The following is a 15,935-nucleotide window of genomic DNA, read 5'->3' as shown; positions in this document are numbered from 1 at the left end:
GAGATCCCTCACTGCGTTCGGGATGACAACGCAAGTCTGCGGTATCACTCGCCCTTGAAGTAGCTGCGATACTGCATGTCCTCGCCCAGGATGTGCTCCAGCAGCCAGGCCTTGAGGAAGGCGGTCATCTCGGTGGTCAGGGCGTCGGGCATCTCGCCCGCCAGATGACGGTCGCGAAAGGCCATCACCGATTCCTTGAGCCGGAGGTGATCCTCCTGCTGCTTTTCCAGACGGGGGTAATTACGCGACTTGAGCGCCATTTCCTCGGCGGCGAAATGGGTGTCGGCATAGGCCAGCAACTCGTCGAACAGCCAGCCCAGTTCGGCGATACTTTCCCCGCCGTGCCAGGCGTCATACAGCCGGTTGAGCAGGGAAATCAGCTTCTGATGGTCGGCGTCCATGCGGGCCGAACCGACACTGAACGACGGGTCCCACTCGATCAGAGACATCAGCCTCGCCCTTTTTCCAAACGGAATCGCCTCGCCCGACGAGTCTTAGGTCAAGTCGGGTCCGGCGGCAAGTGTCTCTGCCGTCCCCCGTTTACCGGTTGCGAAAACCGGCCTCCCCGCCCATGATCCGGCCCGACCGCAACCCCGATTGGATCCTCCATGCTTGCCATGCTTGAAGCCCTGCTCCTCGGTGTCGTCGAGGGCCTGACCGAATTCCTGCCCATCTCCAGCACCGCCCATCTGATGCTGATCGGCGACATGCTCGGATTCGAGGGACCACCCGGCAAGACCTACGAGATCGTCGTCCAGTTGGGCGCCATCCTGGCAGTCTGCGTGGTGTTCCGCCAGCGCCTGTGGGGCGTGGCGACCACCATCACCCAGCCGCGCTCCTTCGCCTTCGCCCGCAACGTCATGGTGGCGTTCCTGCCGGCGGCGGTGATCGGGGCCACGTTGTACAAGTACATCAAGCAGATGCTGGAATCGCCGCTGGTCGCCGCCATCGCCCTGGTGGTGGGCGGCGTCGCCATCCTGGTCATCGAGCGTCTGGTGAAAAGAGCCCGTATCCACGATATCGAGGACATGTCCCCCGCTTTGGCCCTGGGTGTCGGATTCTGCCAGGTCCTGGCCATGGTGCCCGGCGTGTCCCGGGCCGGCGCCACCATCATGGGCTCCATGCTGCTGGGCCTCGACCGCCGGGCCGCCGCCGAGTTTTCGTTCTTCCTGGCCATCCCCACCATGTGCGGCGCTTCGGCCTATTCCCTGTATAAGAACTGGGCCACCCTGTCCTTCGACGGCGCCGGCCTGATCGCTCTGGGCTTCGTCGCGGCCTTCCTGTCCGCCCTGGTGGTGGTCAAGGGCTTCATCGGCTTTGTCGGCCGCCACGGCTTCGCCCCCTTCGCCTGGTACCGGATCGCCTTCGGCTCGTTGATGGCGGTTCTGATCCTGATGCGCTGAGGAAGCGGCCGTCCGACCCCGGCGTCGGACGGCCCGCCGTCACCCTCTTGGGCTATCGCCCAAAACCCATCCGGGGAGAACCCCGGTCCCCCCTTATCTTTTCCACGCATAAAACAAAGGGTAGTTTGGAGGTCTCCTCCAACCGGGGACCGGGGCGGGAGCCCCGCCGTCAGGCCATGTCACGCTCTCGCCCGATGACCAAAGAAAAGGGCCGCCGGAAAACCGGCGGCCCAGTGTAGACCTTTATTTTCTCGGACAGCCTTAGTGGCTGGCGGCGCCTTCGGCACCCAGGCCGGTCTCGGACCGGATGGACTGGGCTTCGTAAGCGGCGCGTTCAGCCTGAGCCGACGGGCTGTTGTCCATGATGGAGAACAGCCAGGAGAAGAAGAAGGCCGCCGGCACCGAGAACAGGGCCGGATAGGCGAACGGGAAGATCTCGGCCTTGAAGCCGAAGCTCTGCACCCACACCGCCTTGGACAGAACCACCATGATCACCGACATCAGCAGGCCGATCATGCCGCCGAGCACGGCGCCACGGGTGGTCAGGCCGCCCCAGAACATGGACAGCACCAGCACCGGGAAGTTGGCCGAAGCCGCGACCGAGAAGGTGAGCGCCACGATGAACGCCACGTTCTGCTTCTCGAAGACCAGACCCAGCAGCACGGCGATGACGCCGAGGCAGATGGAGGCGATCTTGGAGACGGTCACTTCCTTACCTTCAGTGGCCTGGCCGTGCATGATGACGCTGGCGTACAGGTCGTGCGAAATCGCCGACGCGCCCGCCAGGGTCAGGCCCGACACCACCGCCAGGATGGTGGCGAAGGCCACGGCCGAGATGAAGCCGAGGAACAGGTTGCCACCGATGGCGTGGGCCAGCCACACCGCGGCCATGTTGTTGCCGCCCTTCAGGTCCAGGGAGCCGAGGCCCTTGGTCAGGTATTCCGGATTGGTGGCCACCATGGTGATGGCGCCAAAACCAATGATGAAGGTCAGGATGTAGAAGTAGCCGATGAAACCGGTAGCATAGAACACCGACTTGCGGGCTTCACGCGCATCGGGAACGGTAAAGAAGCGCATGAGGATATGGGGCAGACCGGCGGTGCCGAACATCAGCGCCATGCCCAGCGAGATGGCGTCCACCGGATTGGTGACCAGGGCGCCCGGCGCCATGATCGCCACCTTCTTGGGATGCACTTCGATGGCCTTGACGAACAGCTTCTCGAACGAGAAGCCGAACTGGCTCATCACGCCGAAGGCGATGAAGGTCGCGCCACCCAGCAGCAGGCAGGCCTTGATGATCTGCACCCAGGTGGTGGCAACCATGCCGCCGAAGGTGACGTAGACCATCATCAGCGCGCCGACGATCATCACGGCGTAGACGTAGTCCATGCCGAACAGCAGCTTGATCAGCTGGCCGGCACCGACCATCTGGCCGATCAGATAGAAGATCACGACGATCAACGAACCGGTGGCCGCGAAGGTGCGGATCGGCGTGCGGGCCAGGCGGTAGCCGCACACGTCGGCGAAGGTGTACTTGCCCAGGTTGCGCAGACGCTCGGCGATCAGGAACAGGATGATCGGCCAGCCGACCAGCCAGCCCACCGAGAAGATCAGGCCGTCATAGCCCGAGCCGTAGACCAGGGCGGAAATGCCCAGAAACGACGCGGCCGACATGTAGTCGCCCGCGATGGCCAGGCCATTCTGGAAACCGGTGATGCCACCGCCGGCGGCGTAGAAGTCGGCGGCGGTCTTGGTGCGTCCGGCCGCCCAGTAGGTGATGCCGAGGGTCGCGCCCACGAAGATCACGAACATGATGATGGCGTGCCAGTTGGTGGCCTGCTTTTCAGCCCCACCCATGTCGGCGCCGGCCGCCAGGGCGGCAGAGGCCAGGAGCGCCGTGCCGCCGAAGGCGAGCGCGGACGCGATTGCGGTCTTGGTCGTCTTCATCAGCGGGATTCCTCGATGATCTGGCGGTTCATTTCGTCGAACTCGCCATTGGCGCGATAGACGTAGATGCCGGTCAGCGCGATGGCCGACAGGATGACGCCGACGCCGATGGGGAAACCAATGGTCATCACGCCCGTGCTGGTCAGCAGGGTGCCCAGCCAGGCCTTGTTGAAGGCGATGATCAGGATGAAGCCGAAATAGATGATCAGCATGATCGCCGACAGCGTCCATGCGAAGGCGTTGCGCTTGGCAACAAGTTCCCGAAACTTCGGATTGTTCCGAATGTGTTCGGCGCTCGCGAGATTCGCGGCCGAAGGTGCGTTATGTGAGCTCACTTTGACCCTCCACTTTGTCATCGCCGCCCCCCGGAACGGGTTCGGCGATAGTTGTTTTCAGCTCCCGGTCTTGTTGCCGGATTTAGCAATTTTTAGCGTGCAGGCGCTTGATGGCACCTATGCGTACGCGTCATACGCCCGCAGCTTGCCTGAGGCGACGATCCTCATTAACATCCGCGTCCTTTGCCGTCAACACCAACGAAAAGCACCTGATTTATTCGATAGGTTATTCTAAGAGGCAATCAGGTATTCGTTTCGAGCATTTTCACACTCTTCTGAAGACAACGGCAAATTCCCTTTCAGTTTCTGTTTAGATTACAAAAATCGTCATTTGAAGCCCCCGCCGCCGTCGGGCGATACGGGCCAGCCCACCTAGAGTAAACACCCTATCGTGTTCTCGGAAAGAATTGTGCCGCACATTTAGACTTTTCCCCACAGGCCGGTTTCCGGGCTGAAATAGGTTGAATTTTCCAACTCCGCCACTATCGTACACGCGCCATGAATGACATTGCCGCCCTTGCCAGAATCGACAGTTTTCCCTATCGCCACCGCCTTCGCGAGGTGATGAGCGCACCGGTGCTGACCGCGCTGGCTTCCGTGACCCTGCACGATGCCGTGCACCGCATGTATGAGGCGCGGGTGTCGTCCATCGTCGGCATCGATGCCGAGGGCCGGACGCTCGGCATCTTCACCGAGCGGGACCTGCTGCGCATCCTGTCCACCAACGGCCCGGCCGGTCTGGAACAGACCCTGGACCAGACCATGACCAAGCCGGTGGCCACCGTCTCGGCCGAGGCCTATGTCTATGTGGCCCTGGCGCGCATGACGCGGTTGGGCCTACGCCATCTGGTGGTGGTCGACGAGGACAACCGCCCGCTGGGCATGATCACCGGCCGCGCCTTGCTCAAGGTCCGCGCCACCGAGGCGCTGGTGCTGGGCGACTCGGCGGAAAGCGCCAGCAATCCCGACGAGATGAAGGCGGTGATGACCAACCTGCCCAAGCTGGCCAAGAGCCTGCTGGGCGAGGGGGTGACGGCGCGCAACATCGCCTCGGTCATCGCCCTGGTGCTGCGCGACCTGACGGCGCGGGCGTCCGAACTGGCCGAGCAATCGCTGCTGGACGACGGTTGGGGTCCCGCCCCCGCCCGCTATGCCGTGCTGATCCTGGGGTCGGGCGGCCGCGGCGAGAGCCTGCTGGCCTTCGATCAGGACAACGCCATCGTCCATGACGGCAAGCCCGCCGACGATCCCTGGTTCGCCGAACTGGGCAAGCGCCTCAACGAGACCCTGAACAAGGCCGGCATTCCGTTTTGCGACGGCAACGTCATGGCCCGCGAGTCCAAGTGGCGCAAGAGCCTGGAAGAATGGCGCGACGAAGTCCATGGCTGGGTGTTCTCGGTCGAGAACCAGACCGTCATGTATTGCGACATCTTCTTCGACTTCCAGCCGGTGTGGGGCGATCGCGCCCTGGCCGAGGAACTGCGCCACATGGCCATGGAGAAGGCGGCGCAATCGGCGTTCTTCCTGCGCTATCTTGCCCAGAACGTGGCGGGCATGGACGGCTCCATCGGCCTGTTCGGCAATTTCGTCACCAAGCAGGGCCGCCTGAACGCCAAGAAGTTCGGCCTGCTGCCCCTGGTCAGCGCGGCGCGCATGCGGGCCATCCGCGCCCATATCCAGGTCACCGGCACCGACGAGCGCTTCGCCGCGCTGAAGGAATCCGGCGTGCTGCACGAGGATGACCTGCGCGACTTCGTCGAGGTGCGGGAAATCGTGCTGCGCGTCATGCTGGAACAGCAACTGGCCGACATCGCCCAGCAGATTCCTGCCTCGGCCAAGATCGACCCCAAGCGCTTCGACAAGCGCACCCGCAATCGCCTGAAATGGGCGTTCCGCCGCATCAAGACCCTGAAATTCGTCTGCGGCGTGGGGGGCTAGAACGGGGCTCCCGCCCCCCGTTCTCGGTAAGATGGGCCCTGGCTGGAGGCGATCCCTCCAGACCTCCCTTTTATTTATGAATCAAAATGGGGTCCGGGGCATTGGCCCCGGGCGGGTTCGGGCGGCAGCCCGATGGCGTTTACAGCACTCTCTGCCGCTCGTGCAGGATCATGGCGATATCCAGGGTCTTGACCGCCTGATCAAGGGTCTGGATCCCCCGTCCCTCCAGCGCCTCGATCTGGCGCAGCAGCACCGCCGCCGTGACCATGGCATCGCCCAGCGCCGTATGGCGATCGGTGATCTCGATGCCGTAGCGGTCGCAGATATCGTCGAGGGAATGCCCGGCGTCCGGCCCGTCCAGGAAATTGGACAGGATCATGGTGTCGAGCACCGGAATGTCGAAACGGATGCCCATGTCCTTTTCCCGCATGCGCAGGAACTTCAGGTCGAAGGCGGCGTTGTGGGCGACCAGCACCGCATCGGCCACATAGGAGCGGAACTGGGGCAGCACCACGCCGGCGGGCGGCTTGTCCACCACCATGTCGTCGGTGATGCCGTGATAGCGGATGGATTCCGCCGGAATGGGTCGGCCGGGATTGACGATGCGGTTGAAGCTTTCCCCCGACAGGATGCGGCCGTTGACGATGCGCACGCCGGCGATGGAGACGATCTGATCGCCCTGGGACGGATGCAGCCCGGTGGTCTCGGTATCGAAAACCACGAAGGTCAGGGATTTGAGCGGCTGCGCCCCCATGGCGCCGGTATCGCGCGACTGCTCCAGCAGGGTCATGTCGTAGAATTCGGGGCGGCCGGGCAGAACCTGACGGCCGTGCCCGTGCTGCTCCACCCCCTTGCGCATGGGAATACGCAGGGCGCCGCCGCCTTCGCGGCGGTCCCGGATCAGATCGGTGCCGGCATGATGCTCCAACACGTCCTTGACGGTCATGCCGCCCAGGGCCACCAGGGACTGAGCCAGCCAGCGGTCGAGCTGGGCCTGCTCGACCACCTCGCCCTCCCAGGCGAACTCCACCCAGACGCCGTGATCGTCGCTACCGCCGGACAGGTCGAACTGGGTGGCGCCGCTGCGGTCGGCCACGCGCCAGATCAGGGATTCGATGGCCATCACCAGGGAATGGGAATCGCCGTGCAGCCAGACCGGCAGGCCCACCACGGTGGCGCCCATCCCCTCGCCCAGGCGGGAGGCGACAAAGGACAGCAGCTCGGTGGAATTGATGTCGGCCATGGGCCACCACCCGGCCAGCATGGCGTGATAGCCCTTGGTCACCCGCTTGATGGCATCGGAAATCACGGCGCATTCGTGGCGGATGGTGTGAGGGTCCCCCGCCGCCAGCAGCATGCGGCGAAGAGGCATCTCCACGTCCTCGGCCACCTCGCGCAGCAGAGCCTCGCGACCCGCCAGCGCAGCCAGTTACGGCCCGGCATCCACCAGGGTGACCACATAGCCGGTCATCGCCCCTTCGTCGTTGCGGATCAGGGTCATGCGGCCCTGCAGCAGCATGCGCTCGTCGGTGGTGCCGGCCAGGAAGGGCAGTCCGTTCTCCGCCGCGCCGCCGCGATTGCCCAGGATGTCCATCATATGCATCACCGGCTCGCGGGCGATGGTCTCGAACAGCGAACGGCCCAGCCCCAGTTCCGCCGTCTCGCGCAGCATGTCGAAGGCCACCTGGTTGTACAGCACCATCTGATGACGCTGGTTGCACACCACCACGCCCTCATGCAGATCGTTGAGGATGGCCGCCAGGCGGTTGGAGTTCTCTTCGGACTTGCGGGTGGCCGAGGACAGCCCCTCGGCCAGTTCGGCGCGCGCCTTGACCATGCGCGAACAGACTTCGTTCACCGCCTCGGGCAGCGGCGCGATCATGAAATAGCGCTCGGGGTCGACGCGATCGCGCCCGCCGGATCCATAGGCGATGGCCCGGACCTCGGCGGCCATCTTCTTGATGGAGCGGACCACCAGAAACTCGATCGCCTTCCAGGAAACGGCGAACAGGACAGTGGCGCCGGCCAGCGACACCATCACCAGGGCGGTCAACTCCTCCCGGTCCACGACACCTTGAGACAGGAAATAGCCCGCCGCGACGGTTACCCCCACATCGGCGGCAAACGCCGCCGCGAGCCACGGAAACGGGCCACGCCACTTGACCGCCACTGATGCGCCTCCTCAACCGTTTTCTATCTTTGTCTTTTGCAATATGACGCCGTGCCCGAGGGGCCGCGTCAACCCCGGATATGAATTCCCGGGACGCAAAATGACGAAAGGTGGCGCGAGGAGGCCGGAATCATACCAAGTTGCGGTGATCGGAACCGATCACCGCAACGCCCTCAGGCGGCGGGCGGGCGCTGTGCGCCCTTGCCTCCCGCGCCGTAAGGCGCGCGGCCCCTTGGGCCTAACCAACCAGCGATGAGTTTCACTCAACGCAGATTGGTATCAGATTCCCGCGGCCGGATAGCGGGTGGCGATCAGCGCCAGGGCGGCGGCCACGGTATAGCCGGAATAATAGCTTTGCAGCAGCAGGCGGGGATCGATGCCCAGGCTGCGCGCCGAAGCCCCCAACTGGTCTTTCAGCCGGGTCTCCAGGTCGGCGGCCCACAGGGTATAGCCGCTGTCGAACAGGGGGTAGGACATCCTCTTTCTCCACGAATGCCGGGCTTCCGGAAGCGGCGGCGGCCATGGAGAGCATCATGGCAAAGCTTGATGGCCGCCTTGAGACGGGTTTGTGGCGGAAATAAGAAAGAGGGTCAGGGGCACTTGGGCAGACGGCGCATCTGCTCCAGGTCGCGGTCGCCGCCACCCGCGCGGCGCAGGCCGGGGCCGGAGGCGCGGCGGCCACCGGCGGAGGAGGCGGCGCGGCCGCAACCGGAGCCGCGGCGGGCGTCGCCACCACAGGCTTAGGCGGCGGCGGAACCGGAACGGCCGCAGGAACGACAGCGGGAGGCTTTGGCGGAGGCGGAGGCACCGGAGGCGCCGAGACGGCTTTCACCGCCGGCTGAGGCGGGGCCTTGGGCACGGGAACCGCAGGCGGCGCCACCGTCACCGCCGGTGGCGACACGGGCGGCGGCGCGGCCACGGGCGGAGTCGCCACCTTGGCAGGCGCGGGGGCCGAAACCGCCGGGTCGGCGGCACCGCCGGGCAGGTTGAGACCGGAAGACGGGCTGGAGATGGGCGGCCCGACCAGTACGCCCAGCACATCGCCGACTCCGTCGACGATGTCACTGAACAGGCTGGTCTTCAGGGGCTGGGTCCGGACCGCGGGGTCCTCGGCCAGAGCGGGCCAAGCCGAAGCCGCCGCCAGGCCGAGCACAACGCCGATGATGAGCCGCCGCACCGCCACGTTGGTCTCAATCCACCAGTTCGATGGAGTAGTTCTCGATCACGGTGTTGGCCAGCAGGCCCTTGCACATCTGCTCGACCGCATCCTTGGCCTTGGCCTTGTCGGTCTCGGCCAGGTCCAGCTCGATGTACTTGCCCTGGCGCACGTCATTGACGCCGCCGAAGCCCAGCGAGCCCAGCGCGTGCTGCACCGCCTTGCCCTGGGGATCGAGAACGCCGTTCTTGAGGGTGATGTGGACTTTGGCTTTCACGTCGGTCTTTCCGTTTCTTGATACGTTGTTACCAGTGGTCAAGGGCAGGCAGGTCCCCCGCCCCTACTGCATCAGGGCCGGGCCCTTGAGATCGCGGGGACCGCCCTCGGGCAGAATGCCCAGACGGCGCGCCACTTCCTGATAGGCCTCCTCCACCCCGCCGAGATCGCGGCGGAAGCGATCCTTGTCCATCTTGTCGCCGGTGCGCAGATCCCACAAGCGGCAGGAATCGGGGCTGATCTCGTCGGCCAGCACGATCTGCATGTCGTCGCCGTTGTAAAGGCGGCCGAACTCGATCTTGAAATCCACCAGGCGGATGCCGACGCCCAGAAACAGCCCGCACAGGAAGTCGTTGATGCGCAGGGCCAGCGACATCATCTCGTCCAGGTCCTGGGTGGTGGCCCAGCCAAAGGCGGTGATGTGCTCTTCCGAGACCATGGGATCATCCAGGGCGTCGGACTTGAAGTACCATTCCACGATGCAGCGGGGCAACGGCGTCCCCTCGGACAGGCCGAAGCGCTGGGCCAGCGAACCGGCGGCCACGTTGCGCACCACCACCTCCAGCGGAATGATCTCTACCTCGCGCACCAGCTGCTCGCGCATGTTCAGGCGGCGGACGAAATGGGTGGGAATCCCGATCTCGCCCAGGCGAAGCATCAGGTATTCGGAAATACGGTTGTTCAAGACCCCCTTGCCGGTGATGGTGCCGCGCTTCTTGTTGTTGAACGCGGTGGCATCATCCTTGAAGTACTGCACCAGGGTGCCCGGCTCGGGACCTTCGAACAGGACCTTGGCCTTGCCCTCGTAAATCTGTCTACGTCTTGCCATGGAAGAAATCCAAATCAATGGCGCCCGCGGCACATCCCTCCACGGAGGTCTGATGGAGGAAACGCGCGGACGCGAAGAGGCGGCGGACGGAACCGCCACCTGTGCTTCGAGCTTGGTATAGCAGGCTCGGATGCGGGAAACAACGAAACGAAACGTAGCGGAGCCGGCTTAGGCCGCGCCGCGGACCTGGCGCGCCCGCTCGGCGATGAACCGCGACAGCTCGCCGGACGGAGCCCCAGCCTCGGCAAACCGCAGGCGGGCCGAGCCGTCACCCATCTCGACCACATGGAAGGGCACCTTGGCCCCCAGCCCCTGAACCCGAAGGCTGCCGCCGGTTCCCTTGATGTCTTCCGGAACCGCCGCCAGACGCCCGCCACACAGGGAAAGGTCGACCAGTTCGGCCTCGATATTGTGATCCCCCAACTCGACGGTGGCGATCTGGCCGATTTCCACCCGGGGATTGCGGCGGCGATTGACCTCGGGCGTGGCCGAGCGCACCGCCGCGTTGACGGACTGGCGCAATTCACGGATCCGCCCGGCCATGTGATGGAGCAGGTCCTGCACTTCCGAAGCCCGCTGGCCGGTGGACGAGGCCTCGGCGGCGACGGTGGCGATATGCTCGGACACCTCCTTGGCGGCGGCGCTGGTCTCCACCACGTTGCGGGCGATCTCGCGGGTGGCGCAATCCTGCTGGCGCACGGCGGCGGCGATGGACGATGCCATGCCCTCCACCTCGTGGACGGTGTCGATCATCTGGCTGATACTGGCCGCCACCTCCCGCCCGACCCCCTGGAGAGTCCCGACCTGGCGGGAAATCTCCTCGGTGGACTTCGATGTCTGGTTGGCGAGATTCTTGACCTCATTGGCCACCACGGCAAAGCCCTTGCCCGCATCGCCCGCCCGCGCCGCCTCGATGGTGGCGTTCAGCGCCAGAAGATTGGTGTGGTTGGCCACTTCGGCGATCATGCTGGCCACATCGCCGATCTTGTCCATGGCCCCGGTCAGGGAGTCGACGATGGATGACGTCTCGTTGGCCTGACTCACCACCCGCTCCACGGCGGCATTGGACTGGGCGACCTGGCGGGCGATCTCCTGAATGGACGCCGACAGTTCCTCCGAGGCCCCGGCCACGGTCTGCGCATTGCTCAGCGCCTGCTCGGCCGCCGCCGCCACCGCCTGGGACAACTCGCCCACCGATTGGGCGGACTGAGCCATGGCGGAGGCGGAGTGGCTGACCCGGTCGCCTTCCGACGCCACGTTCTCCACCGCCGAGGCCGTCTCGATCTCCACCGTGTCGGCCATGGACAGCAGGGCGGCCCGGCGCTCTGCCTCGGCCGCCGCCTCCGCCGATTGCCGCCGGGCCTGCAGGGCCTTGACCTCGGCGCTCCGCTCGCGGAACAGGGCCAGGGCGCGGGCGATGGGGCCGAACTCGTCGTGCCGGTCGGCCGACAGATGTGGTGCAGCCTCACGCTCCTCCATCACGACGGCGATGTCGGTGCCCAGGCGGCGGAACAGCCCGGTGGCATAGGCGCCGATCGCCAGGGCGACCAGAAGGTTGACCAGCACCCCCAGGGCGCAGGTGATCATCAGGGTGGATTTGAGGGAATCGTTGGCGGCACGCACCGAATGGGTCTGTTCCAGCAACTCGCCCATGCCCGCCCAGGCGTAGTCGTTGACCTTGGTTCCGGCCTCCTCCATGCGCTCGGCCAGGGCTTTGGCCGTGGCGTCGAAGGCCTCCATCTTGACGTTGCCCGCCTCCTGCCCGCCGGAGACGTAGGCCTCGGCCATCTGACGGCCCGAGGCGTAATAGGCATCGAACAGCCCGGGAAGCTGACCCAGGGTGGCGCTGAGTTCGGCCAGCCCCAGCCGGCCGCTCAGGTCGCGGGCCTGGGCCAGATCGCTGGCGAAGCGCTGGGCGTATTCCTCGGCTTCGCCGAACCCCTCGCGGTTGCCGGTGGCGGAAACATCGGTCAGAAACTGCTGCACCTGCACCACGTCGTAGCGCAGATCCTTGAGAGCCAGCAGCAAGGGAATGCCGAGATTGGCGGTCCCGTCGGCCTTGGTCTCGATGGTTTCCAACGGAGCGGCCTGATTGCCGATGGTGACGATGGCCGTGCCGGCCAGGGCGGCCGTGATGGCCAGACAGACGGCAAATCCGAACAGAATCAGGCTACGCAACGACATGAGACTCACCGGCAGGGAGGAAAAACCGCCGGATCATAGTTACTTCGGCATATCGGTAGCAATACATATATATGAAATGCATATAGCATCTGGCAGAGCGCTCACTGCATCACCCCTCCACAGGGCGGTATTCCGCCAGATCCGGGCGTCCGGCGGCAAAGCGCCAGACCCGCCCGACCTCCGTTTCCGACGGCGCCGGCAGGGCGATGAGCGAGGCCGAGACCGTGCCGAAGCCGTCAGGCCGGAGAAAGCACATGGCGGGCGTCTCCTCGCCATCGGGACCACACCCGCCGGTATCGGCCATCAGGTCCGACCAGGCCGACCACTCGCCGCCATCGGGATGGGTCGGATCGGGGGCGGGCGCCGCCGCTTGGGCAAAGCGGTCGAGATAGGCGGCGATGCGCGGGCTGGCCCGGTCGTCCAGATCTAGGGCGCTCAGCATGTGCAGGCCGGGGGCGATGGGATGGACCTGCACCCGCCGGCCGTCGGCCCGCACCCAGAAGGCGTCGCGGTTGTCGGCCACCACCATGTTGAAGGGGCGGTAGGCGTCCCCATCCAGATCGGCCAAGGCCTCGGCCGCGTCGGCGGCATCGGCATGGTCCAGGGCCTCCAGCACCAGTTCCCCGCGGGAACGCTTGCCCGGCGCCGGCCCCAGCGTGCCGATGCGGTTGAGGATGGCCGCCACCACTCCGGTATCGTTGACGCCCAGCCAGGTGCCGCCGGCCAACTGGTCGAGCCCGGCCACCACCTCGGGACGGTCATCCCACCAGCGTCCGGGCGGCTGCCACGGCCGGTTGCTCATCTCGTCGCGGTTGGCGGCGACGATCAGCGGCCAGGAATGGCCGGGGCGGCGAAGCAGGACCAGGGTGCACATGCGCAAAATTCCGTTTCTAGCGGCGCGTCCGCCCGTTATAACACGGCGTGCGTCTGCCGCTTTGTCCGGGACGCGCCTATCGTCACAAAGGATATGGAACTCGGCGTGCCATGACCACCGCCTTCGAAAATCGCGAGAAAGCCTTCGAGGCCAAGTTCCGGCTGGACCAGGAACAGGAATTCAAGGCCGTCATCCGCCGCGACAAGCTTCTGGGGCTCTGGGCCGCCGAGCAGATGGGACTCTCCGGCGACGCCGCCAAGAGCTATGCCCTGTCGGTGGTGGATGTGGAGTTCAGCGCCACGGACCATGATGCGGGGCACAAGGTGGCGCGCGATCTTCTCGACGCCGGCATCGCCATGGATGAAACCGCCATCCGTCACCAGATGGCGGTGCTGCTGGAAGTGGCGCGCGAGCAGATCGTGGCCGAAATGAAGCAGTCCTGACGGGCTTCAGGCGCCGGCCGGAAGCTCGGCCAGGTCAATGTCATCGACCGGCATGGAATCCGAGTAGAAGCAATAGCCGTTGCGGCCGGAATTCTTGACCCGGTACATGGCCACGTCGGCGGCCTTGCTGACCTCTTCCATGGTATTGCCGTCATCGGGGAACACCGCGATGCCGATGGAGGCTCCCACCAGACAGGAATGGTCCTCGTAGGGAACCGGCGTGCCCAGGGCCTCGATGATCTTGCGCGCCACCATGGCGGCCTCGCCGGGGCGGCCGATCTCTTCGACCACCACCACGAACTCGTCGCCGCCGACCCGCGACACGGTGTCGGAGCTGCGCACGCAATTATCCAGCCGCCGCGCCACTTCCTTGAGGACGGCATCGCCAGCCTCGTGACCCAGGGTGTCGTTGATGGGCTTGAACTTGTCCAGGTCCACGTAAAGCACCGCCATGCGCCCGCCGTGGCGCCGCACGCGGGCCAAAGCGTGGCTGATGCGGTCGTTGAGCAGATTGCGGTTGGGCAGGCCGGTCAGGGTATCGTGATGGGCCAGGCGCTTGATCCGCTCCTCGTTCTCCTTGCGCTCGGAGATGTCGCGCAGAATGCCGGTGAACAGGCGCCCCTTGCCATAGCGCAGCTCGCTGACCGAGATCTCCATGGGAAAGCGGCCGCCATCGGCGCGATAGCCCATGCTCTCGACCGAACGCCCCATCAGCTTGGCCGAGCCGGACAGATACTGGCCGAACATCTCCTGGTGATGTTCGCGCTGCTCTGGCCCCATCAGCACGCCGATATGCTGGCCGACCAGCTTGCCCTTGCCATGGCCGAACATGCGCTCGGCCGCCGGATTGGCGCTTTCGATCAGGCCGCGCTCGTCGACGGTGATGATGCCTTCGGCCACCGAGGCCAGCACGCCCTGCAGCCGCTCCTCGCGCTCGCGCAGCGCCTCGGCCGACTTGACGAATTTCGAGATGTCGCGGGCTTCGAGCAGGAACTGCTCCTCGGGGCCGGGAATCACGCGGACACGGATTTCCGCCTCGAACAGCGAGCCGTCGCGGCGCATCAGCTTGAGCGGCAGGAACTCTTCCTCGGCCAGCAATTCCCAGCCGGCATCCACCAGGAAGCGGTAGTCGGATTCCACGAATTCGACAAAGGCCATGCCCAGCGCATCCGCCTGGGAGGCCAGCCCCAGAACCTTGACCCCGGCCTGGTTGATAAAGACCACCTCGCCCTGGCGCAAAATGCAGACAAGCGCCGACACGAGCTCCAGCAGCTCGCGATCCACGGCGGTGTTTCCTGCCTGGGCGGCAGCGGCGGACGAGGGCACGTTTCCCCCTACGACAATAGTCGAGAGATCGTCGGTCGAATGGTGGGGGGTTGTCAACATCTGCGAAGCGACCCGGCGTTTTTAATCAACCTTTAGAGTCAAATCCGAGACTTGCGGACAATACGGACAGCCGGGCGAAGGGTGATTCCCCAAGGCCGAGGGACAGATCCCCGGCGCGGCGCACCCCCTCGCGGCCATAGCGCTCGCGCACCGCCTCCTCCAGCCAGGCCTCGGCCTGGGCATGGCGGGCGGCAGCCAGGCGACCGGCCTCGCCCAGCCAGGCGGCATGGCCATCGATGGCCGAGACAAGACCCTCCACCCCCTCGCGCCGGGCCGACGACACCATCAGGACCGGACTTTCCCAGCCATCGTGGTCGCCGCCGCCGCCCAGGCCCAGGGCGCCCAGCACGTCGGCCCGTGCTCGTACCGCCGCGGCCCCCATGTCGGCCTTGGTCACCACCACCACATGGGGGATCTCGGCGATGCCCGCCTTCATGAATTGCAGCGAATCGCCCGAGCCCGGCTGGACGCAGAACAGCACGGTATCGGCAACCCCCACCACGTCGGTCTCGCTTTGCCCGACGCCTACCGTCTCGATCAGCACCACGTCGAACAGCGCCCGCATCAGCACCATGGCCGAGACGGTCAGCCCGGCCAGACCGCCCAGGCGGTCGCGAGCCGCCATAGAGCGCACGAAGATGCCCTGGTCCTCGGGATCGGTGGTCAGCCGGGTGCGGTCGCCCAGCAGAGCCCCGCCCGAGCGCCGCGACGACGGGTCCACGGCGATGCAGCCCACCGTCCGCCCCGAGGTGCGCCACGCGCCGATCAGGGCGTTCATCAGGGTGGACTTACCCACGCCGGGCGGCCCGGTCATGCCCACCACATGGGCGCGCGGCTCGGCATAGGCGCGGTCCAGCAGGGCCACGGTGGCGGGGGCATCGGGAAAACGTTCCAGTTCGGCCAGGGCGCGGGCCAGGGCGGCCTTGCCGCCAGCCCTGATTTGGTCAAGGGTCACAATGGGTCCTTTCGCCAGAAGCGGCGGGGGTCCTTTCGC

At 65.6% G+C, this 15,935-nt stretch carries 16 protein-coding genes; 4 read left to right on the top strand and 12 right to left on the bottom strand.

The genetic code is table 11. The features are described 5' to 3' along the window. Positions 1 to 44: 44 nt before the first annotated feature. Positions 45 to 449, bottom strand: a complete 405-nt coding sequence (locus tag AMB_RS07825) for a bacteriohemerythrin (protein ID WP_011383959.1) — start codon at positions 447 to 449, stop codon at positions 45 to 47. Positions 450 to 617: 168 nt separating this feature from the next. Here AMB_RS07825 and AMB_RS07820 point away from each other — a divergent pair, with 168 nt between their 5' ends. Further along, complete coding sequence (locus AMB_RS07820) at positions 618 to 1,403, top strand: undecaprenyl-diphosphate phosphatase (protein WP_011383957.1); 786 nt, start codon at positions 618 to 620, stop codon at positions 1,401 to 1,403. 261 nt (positions 1,404 to 1,664) lie between these two features. On the opposite strand, the gene AMB_RS07815 is transcribed toward AMB_RS07820, so the two are convergent. Beyond that, positions 1,665 to 3,350 (bottom strand): cation acetate symporter, encoded by a 1,686-nt coding sequence (locus tag AMB_RS07815; protein ID WP_011383956.1) that lies wholly within the window; start codon positions 3,348 to 3,350, stop codon positions 1,665 to 1,667. After that, positions 3,350 to 3,634, bottom strand: a complete 285-nt coding sequence (locus tag AMB_RS07810) for a DUF485 domain-containing protein (RefSeq protein ID WP_043746307.1) — start codon at positions 3,632 to 3,634, stop codon at positions 3,350 to 3,352. The genes AMB_RS07815 and AMB_RS07810 overlap by 1 nt, the downstream gene beginning before the upstream one ends. Between AMB_RS07810 and AMB_RS26370 the strand changes: the two genes are divergently transcribed. Both AMB_RS26370 and AMB_RS07800 read left to right on the top strand, forming a co-directional pair. Beyond that, positions 3,552 to 3,920 (top strand): hypothetical protein, encoded by a 369-nt coding sequence (locus tag AMB_RS26370; RefSeq protein ID WP_231849104.1) that lies wholly within the window; start codon positions 3,552 to 3,554, stop codon positions 3,918 to 3,920. The genes AMB_RS07810 and AMB_RS26370 overlap by 83 nt on opposite strands. Before the next feature lie 263 nt (positions 3,921 to 4,183). Further along, positions 4,184 to 5,623 (top strand): DUF294 nucleotidyltransferase-like domain-containing protein, encoded by a 1,440-nt coding sequence (locus tag AMB_RS07800; RefSeq protein ID WP_043743799.1) that lies wholly within the window; start codon positions 4,184 to 4,186, stop codon positions 5,621 to 5,623. A gap of 139 nt (positions 5,624 to 5,762) precedes the next feature. Here AMB_RS07800 and AMB_RS07795 read toward each other — a convergent pair whose 3' ends face one another. The 7 genes from AMB_RS07795 to AMB_RS07765 form a co-directional block, all read right to left on the bottom strand. Further along, positions 5,763 to 6,995, bottom strand: a complete 1,233-nt coding sequence (locus AMB_RS07795; RefSeq protein ID WP_148207336.1) for a 3'-5' exonuclease — start codon at positions 6,993 to 6,995, stop codon at positions 5,763 to 5,765. 57 nt (positions 6,996 to 7,052) lie between these two features. Further along, positions 7,053 to 7,793 carry a hypothetical protein gene (locus AMB_RS07790; protein ID WP_011383952.1) on the bottom strand — a complete coding sequence of 247 codons (741 nt, stop codon included), beginning with the start codon at positions 7,791 to 7,793 and terminating at the stop codon, positions 7,053 to 7,055. 279 nt (positions 7,794 to 8,072) lie between these two features. Next, the gene (locus tag AMB_RS07785) at positions 8,073 to 8,270 is read right to left on the bottom strand and encodes a hypothetical protein (RefSeq protein ID WP_043743797.1); all 198 of its coding nucleotides are present in this window, start codon (positions 8,268 to 8,270) and stop codon (positions 8,073 to 8,075) included. A gap of 713 nt (positions 8,271 to 8,983) precedes the next feature. Next, complete coding sequence (gene purS / locus AMB_RS07780; protein ID WP_043743794.1) at positions 8,984 to 9,226, bottom strand: phosphoribosylformylglycinamidine synthase subunit PurS; 243 nt, start codon at positions 9,224 to 9,226, stop codon at positions 8,984 to 8,986. A gap of 63 nt (positions 9,227 to 9,289) precedes the next feature. Continuing rightward, positions 9,290 to 10,054, bottom strand: a complete 765-nt coding sequence (gene purC / locus AMB_RS07775; RefSeq protein ID WP_011383949.1) for a phosphoribosylaminoimidazolesuccinocarboxamide synthase — start codon at positions 10,052 to 10,054, stop codon at positions 9,290 to 9,292. Between the two features lie 168 nt (positions 10,055 to 10,222). Beyond that, positions 10,223 to 12,238, bottom strand: a complete 2,016-nt coding sequence (locus AMB_RS07770) for a methyl-accepting chemotaxis protein (RefSeq protein ID WP_011383948.1) — start codon at positions 12,236 to 12,238, stop codon at positions 10,223 to 10,225. 109 nt (positions 12,239 to 12,347) lie between these two features. Next, entirely contained in the window at positions 12,348 to 13,112 is a 765-nt protein-coding gene (locus AMB_RS07765; protein WP_011383947.1) for an NRDE family protein, read from the bottom strand. Between the two features lie 110 nt (positions 13,113 to 13,222). Between AMB_RS07765 and AMB_RS07760 the strand changes: the two genes are divergently transcribed. Then, entirely contained in the window at positions 13,223 to 13,555 is a 333-nt protein-coding gene (locus AMB_RS07760) for a DUF1476 domain-containing protein (RefSeq protein ID WP_011383946.1), read from the top strand. A gap of 6 nt (positions 13,556 to 13,561) precedes the next feature. On the opposite strand, the gene AMB_RS07755 is transcribed toward AMB_RS07760, so the two are convergent. Both AMB_RS07755 and AMB_RS07750 read right to left on the bottom strand, forming a co-directional pair. Beyond that, positions 13,562 to 14,881, bottom strand: a complete 1,320-nt coding sequence (locus tag AMB_RS07755) for a diguanylate cyclase domain-containing protein (RefSeq protein ID WP_043743791.1) — start codon at positions 14,879 to 14,881, stop codon at positions 13,562 to 13,564. Positions 14,882 to 14,966: 85 nt separating this feature from the next. Next, positions 14,967 to 15,896 (bottom strand): ArgK/MeaB family GTPase, encoded by a 930-nt coding sequence (locus AMB_RS07750; protein WP_011383944.1) that lies wholly within the window; start codon positions 15,894 to 15,896, stop codon positions 14,967 to 14,969. Positions 15,897 to 15,935 lie beyond the last annotated feature (39 nt).

It is taken from the genome of Paramagnetospirillum magneticum AMB-1 (assembly GCF_000009985.1).
GTDB classification, from domain to species: Bacteria; Pseudomonadota; Alphaproteobacteria; order Rhodospirillales; family Magnetospirillaceae; genus Phaeospirillum; species Phaeospirillum magneticum.
The sequence above is the reverse complement of the archived record's forward strand: the minus strand, read 5'-3'. Positions and strand labels throughout refer to the sequence as shown.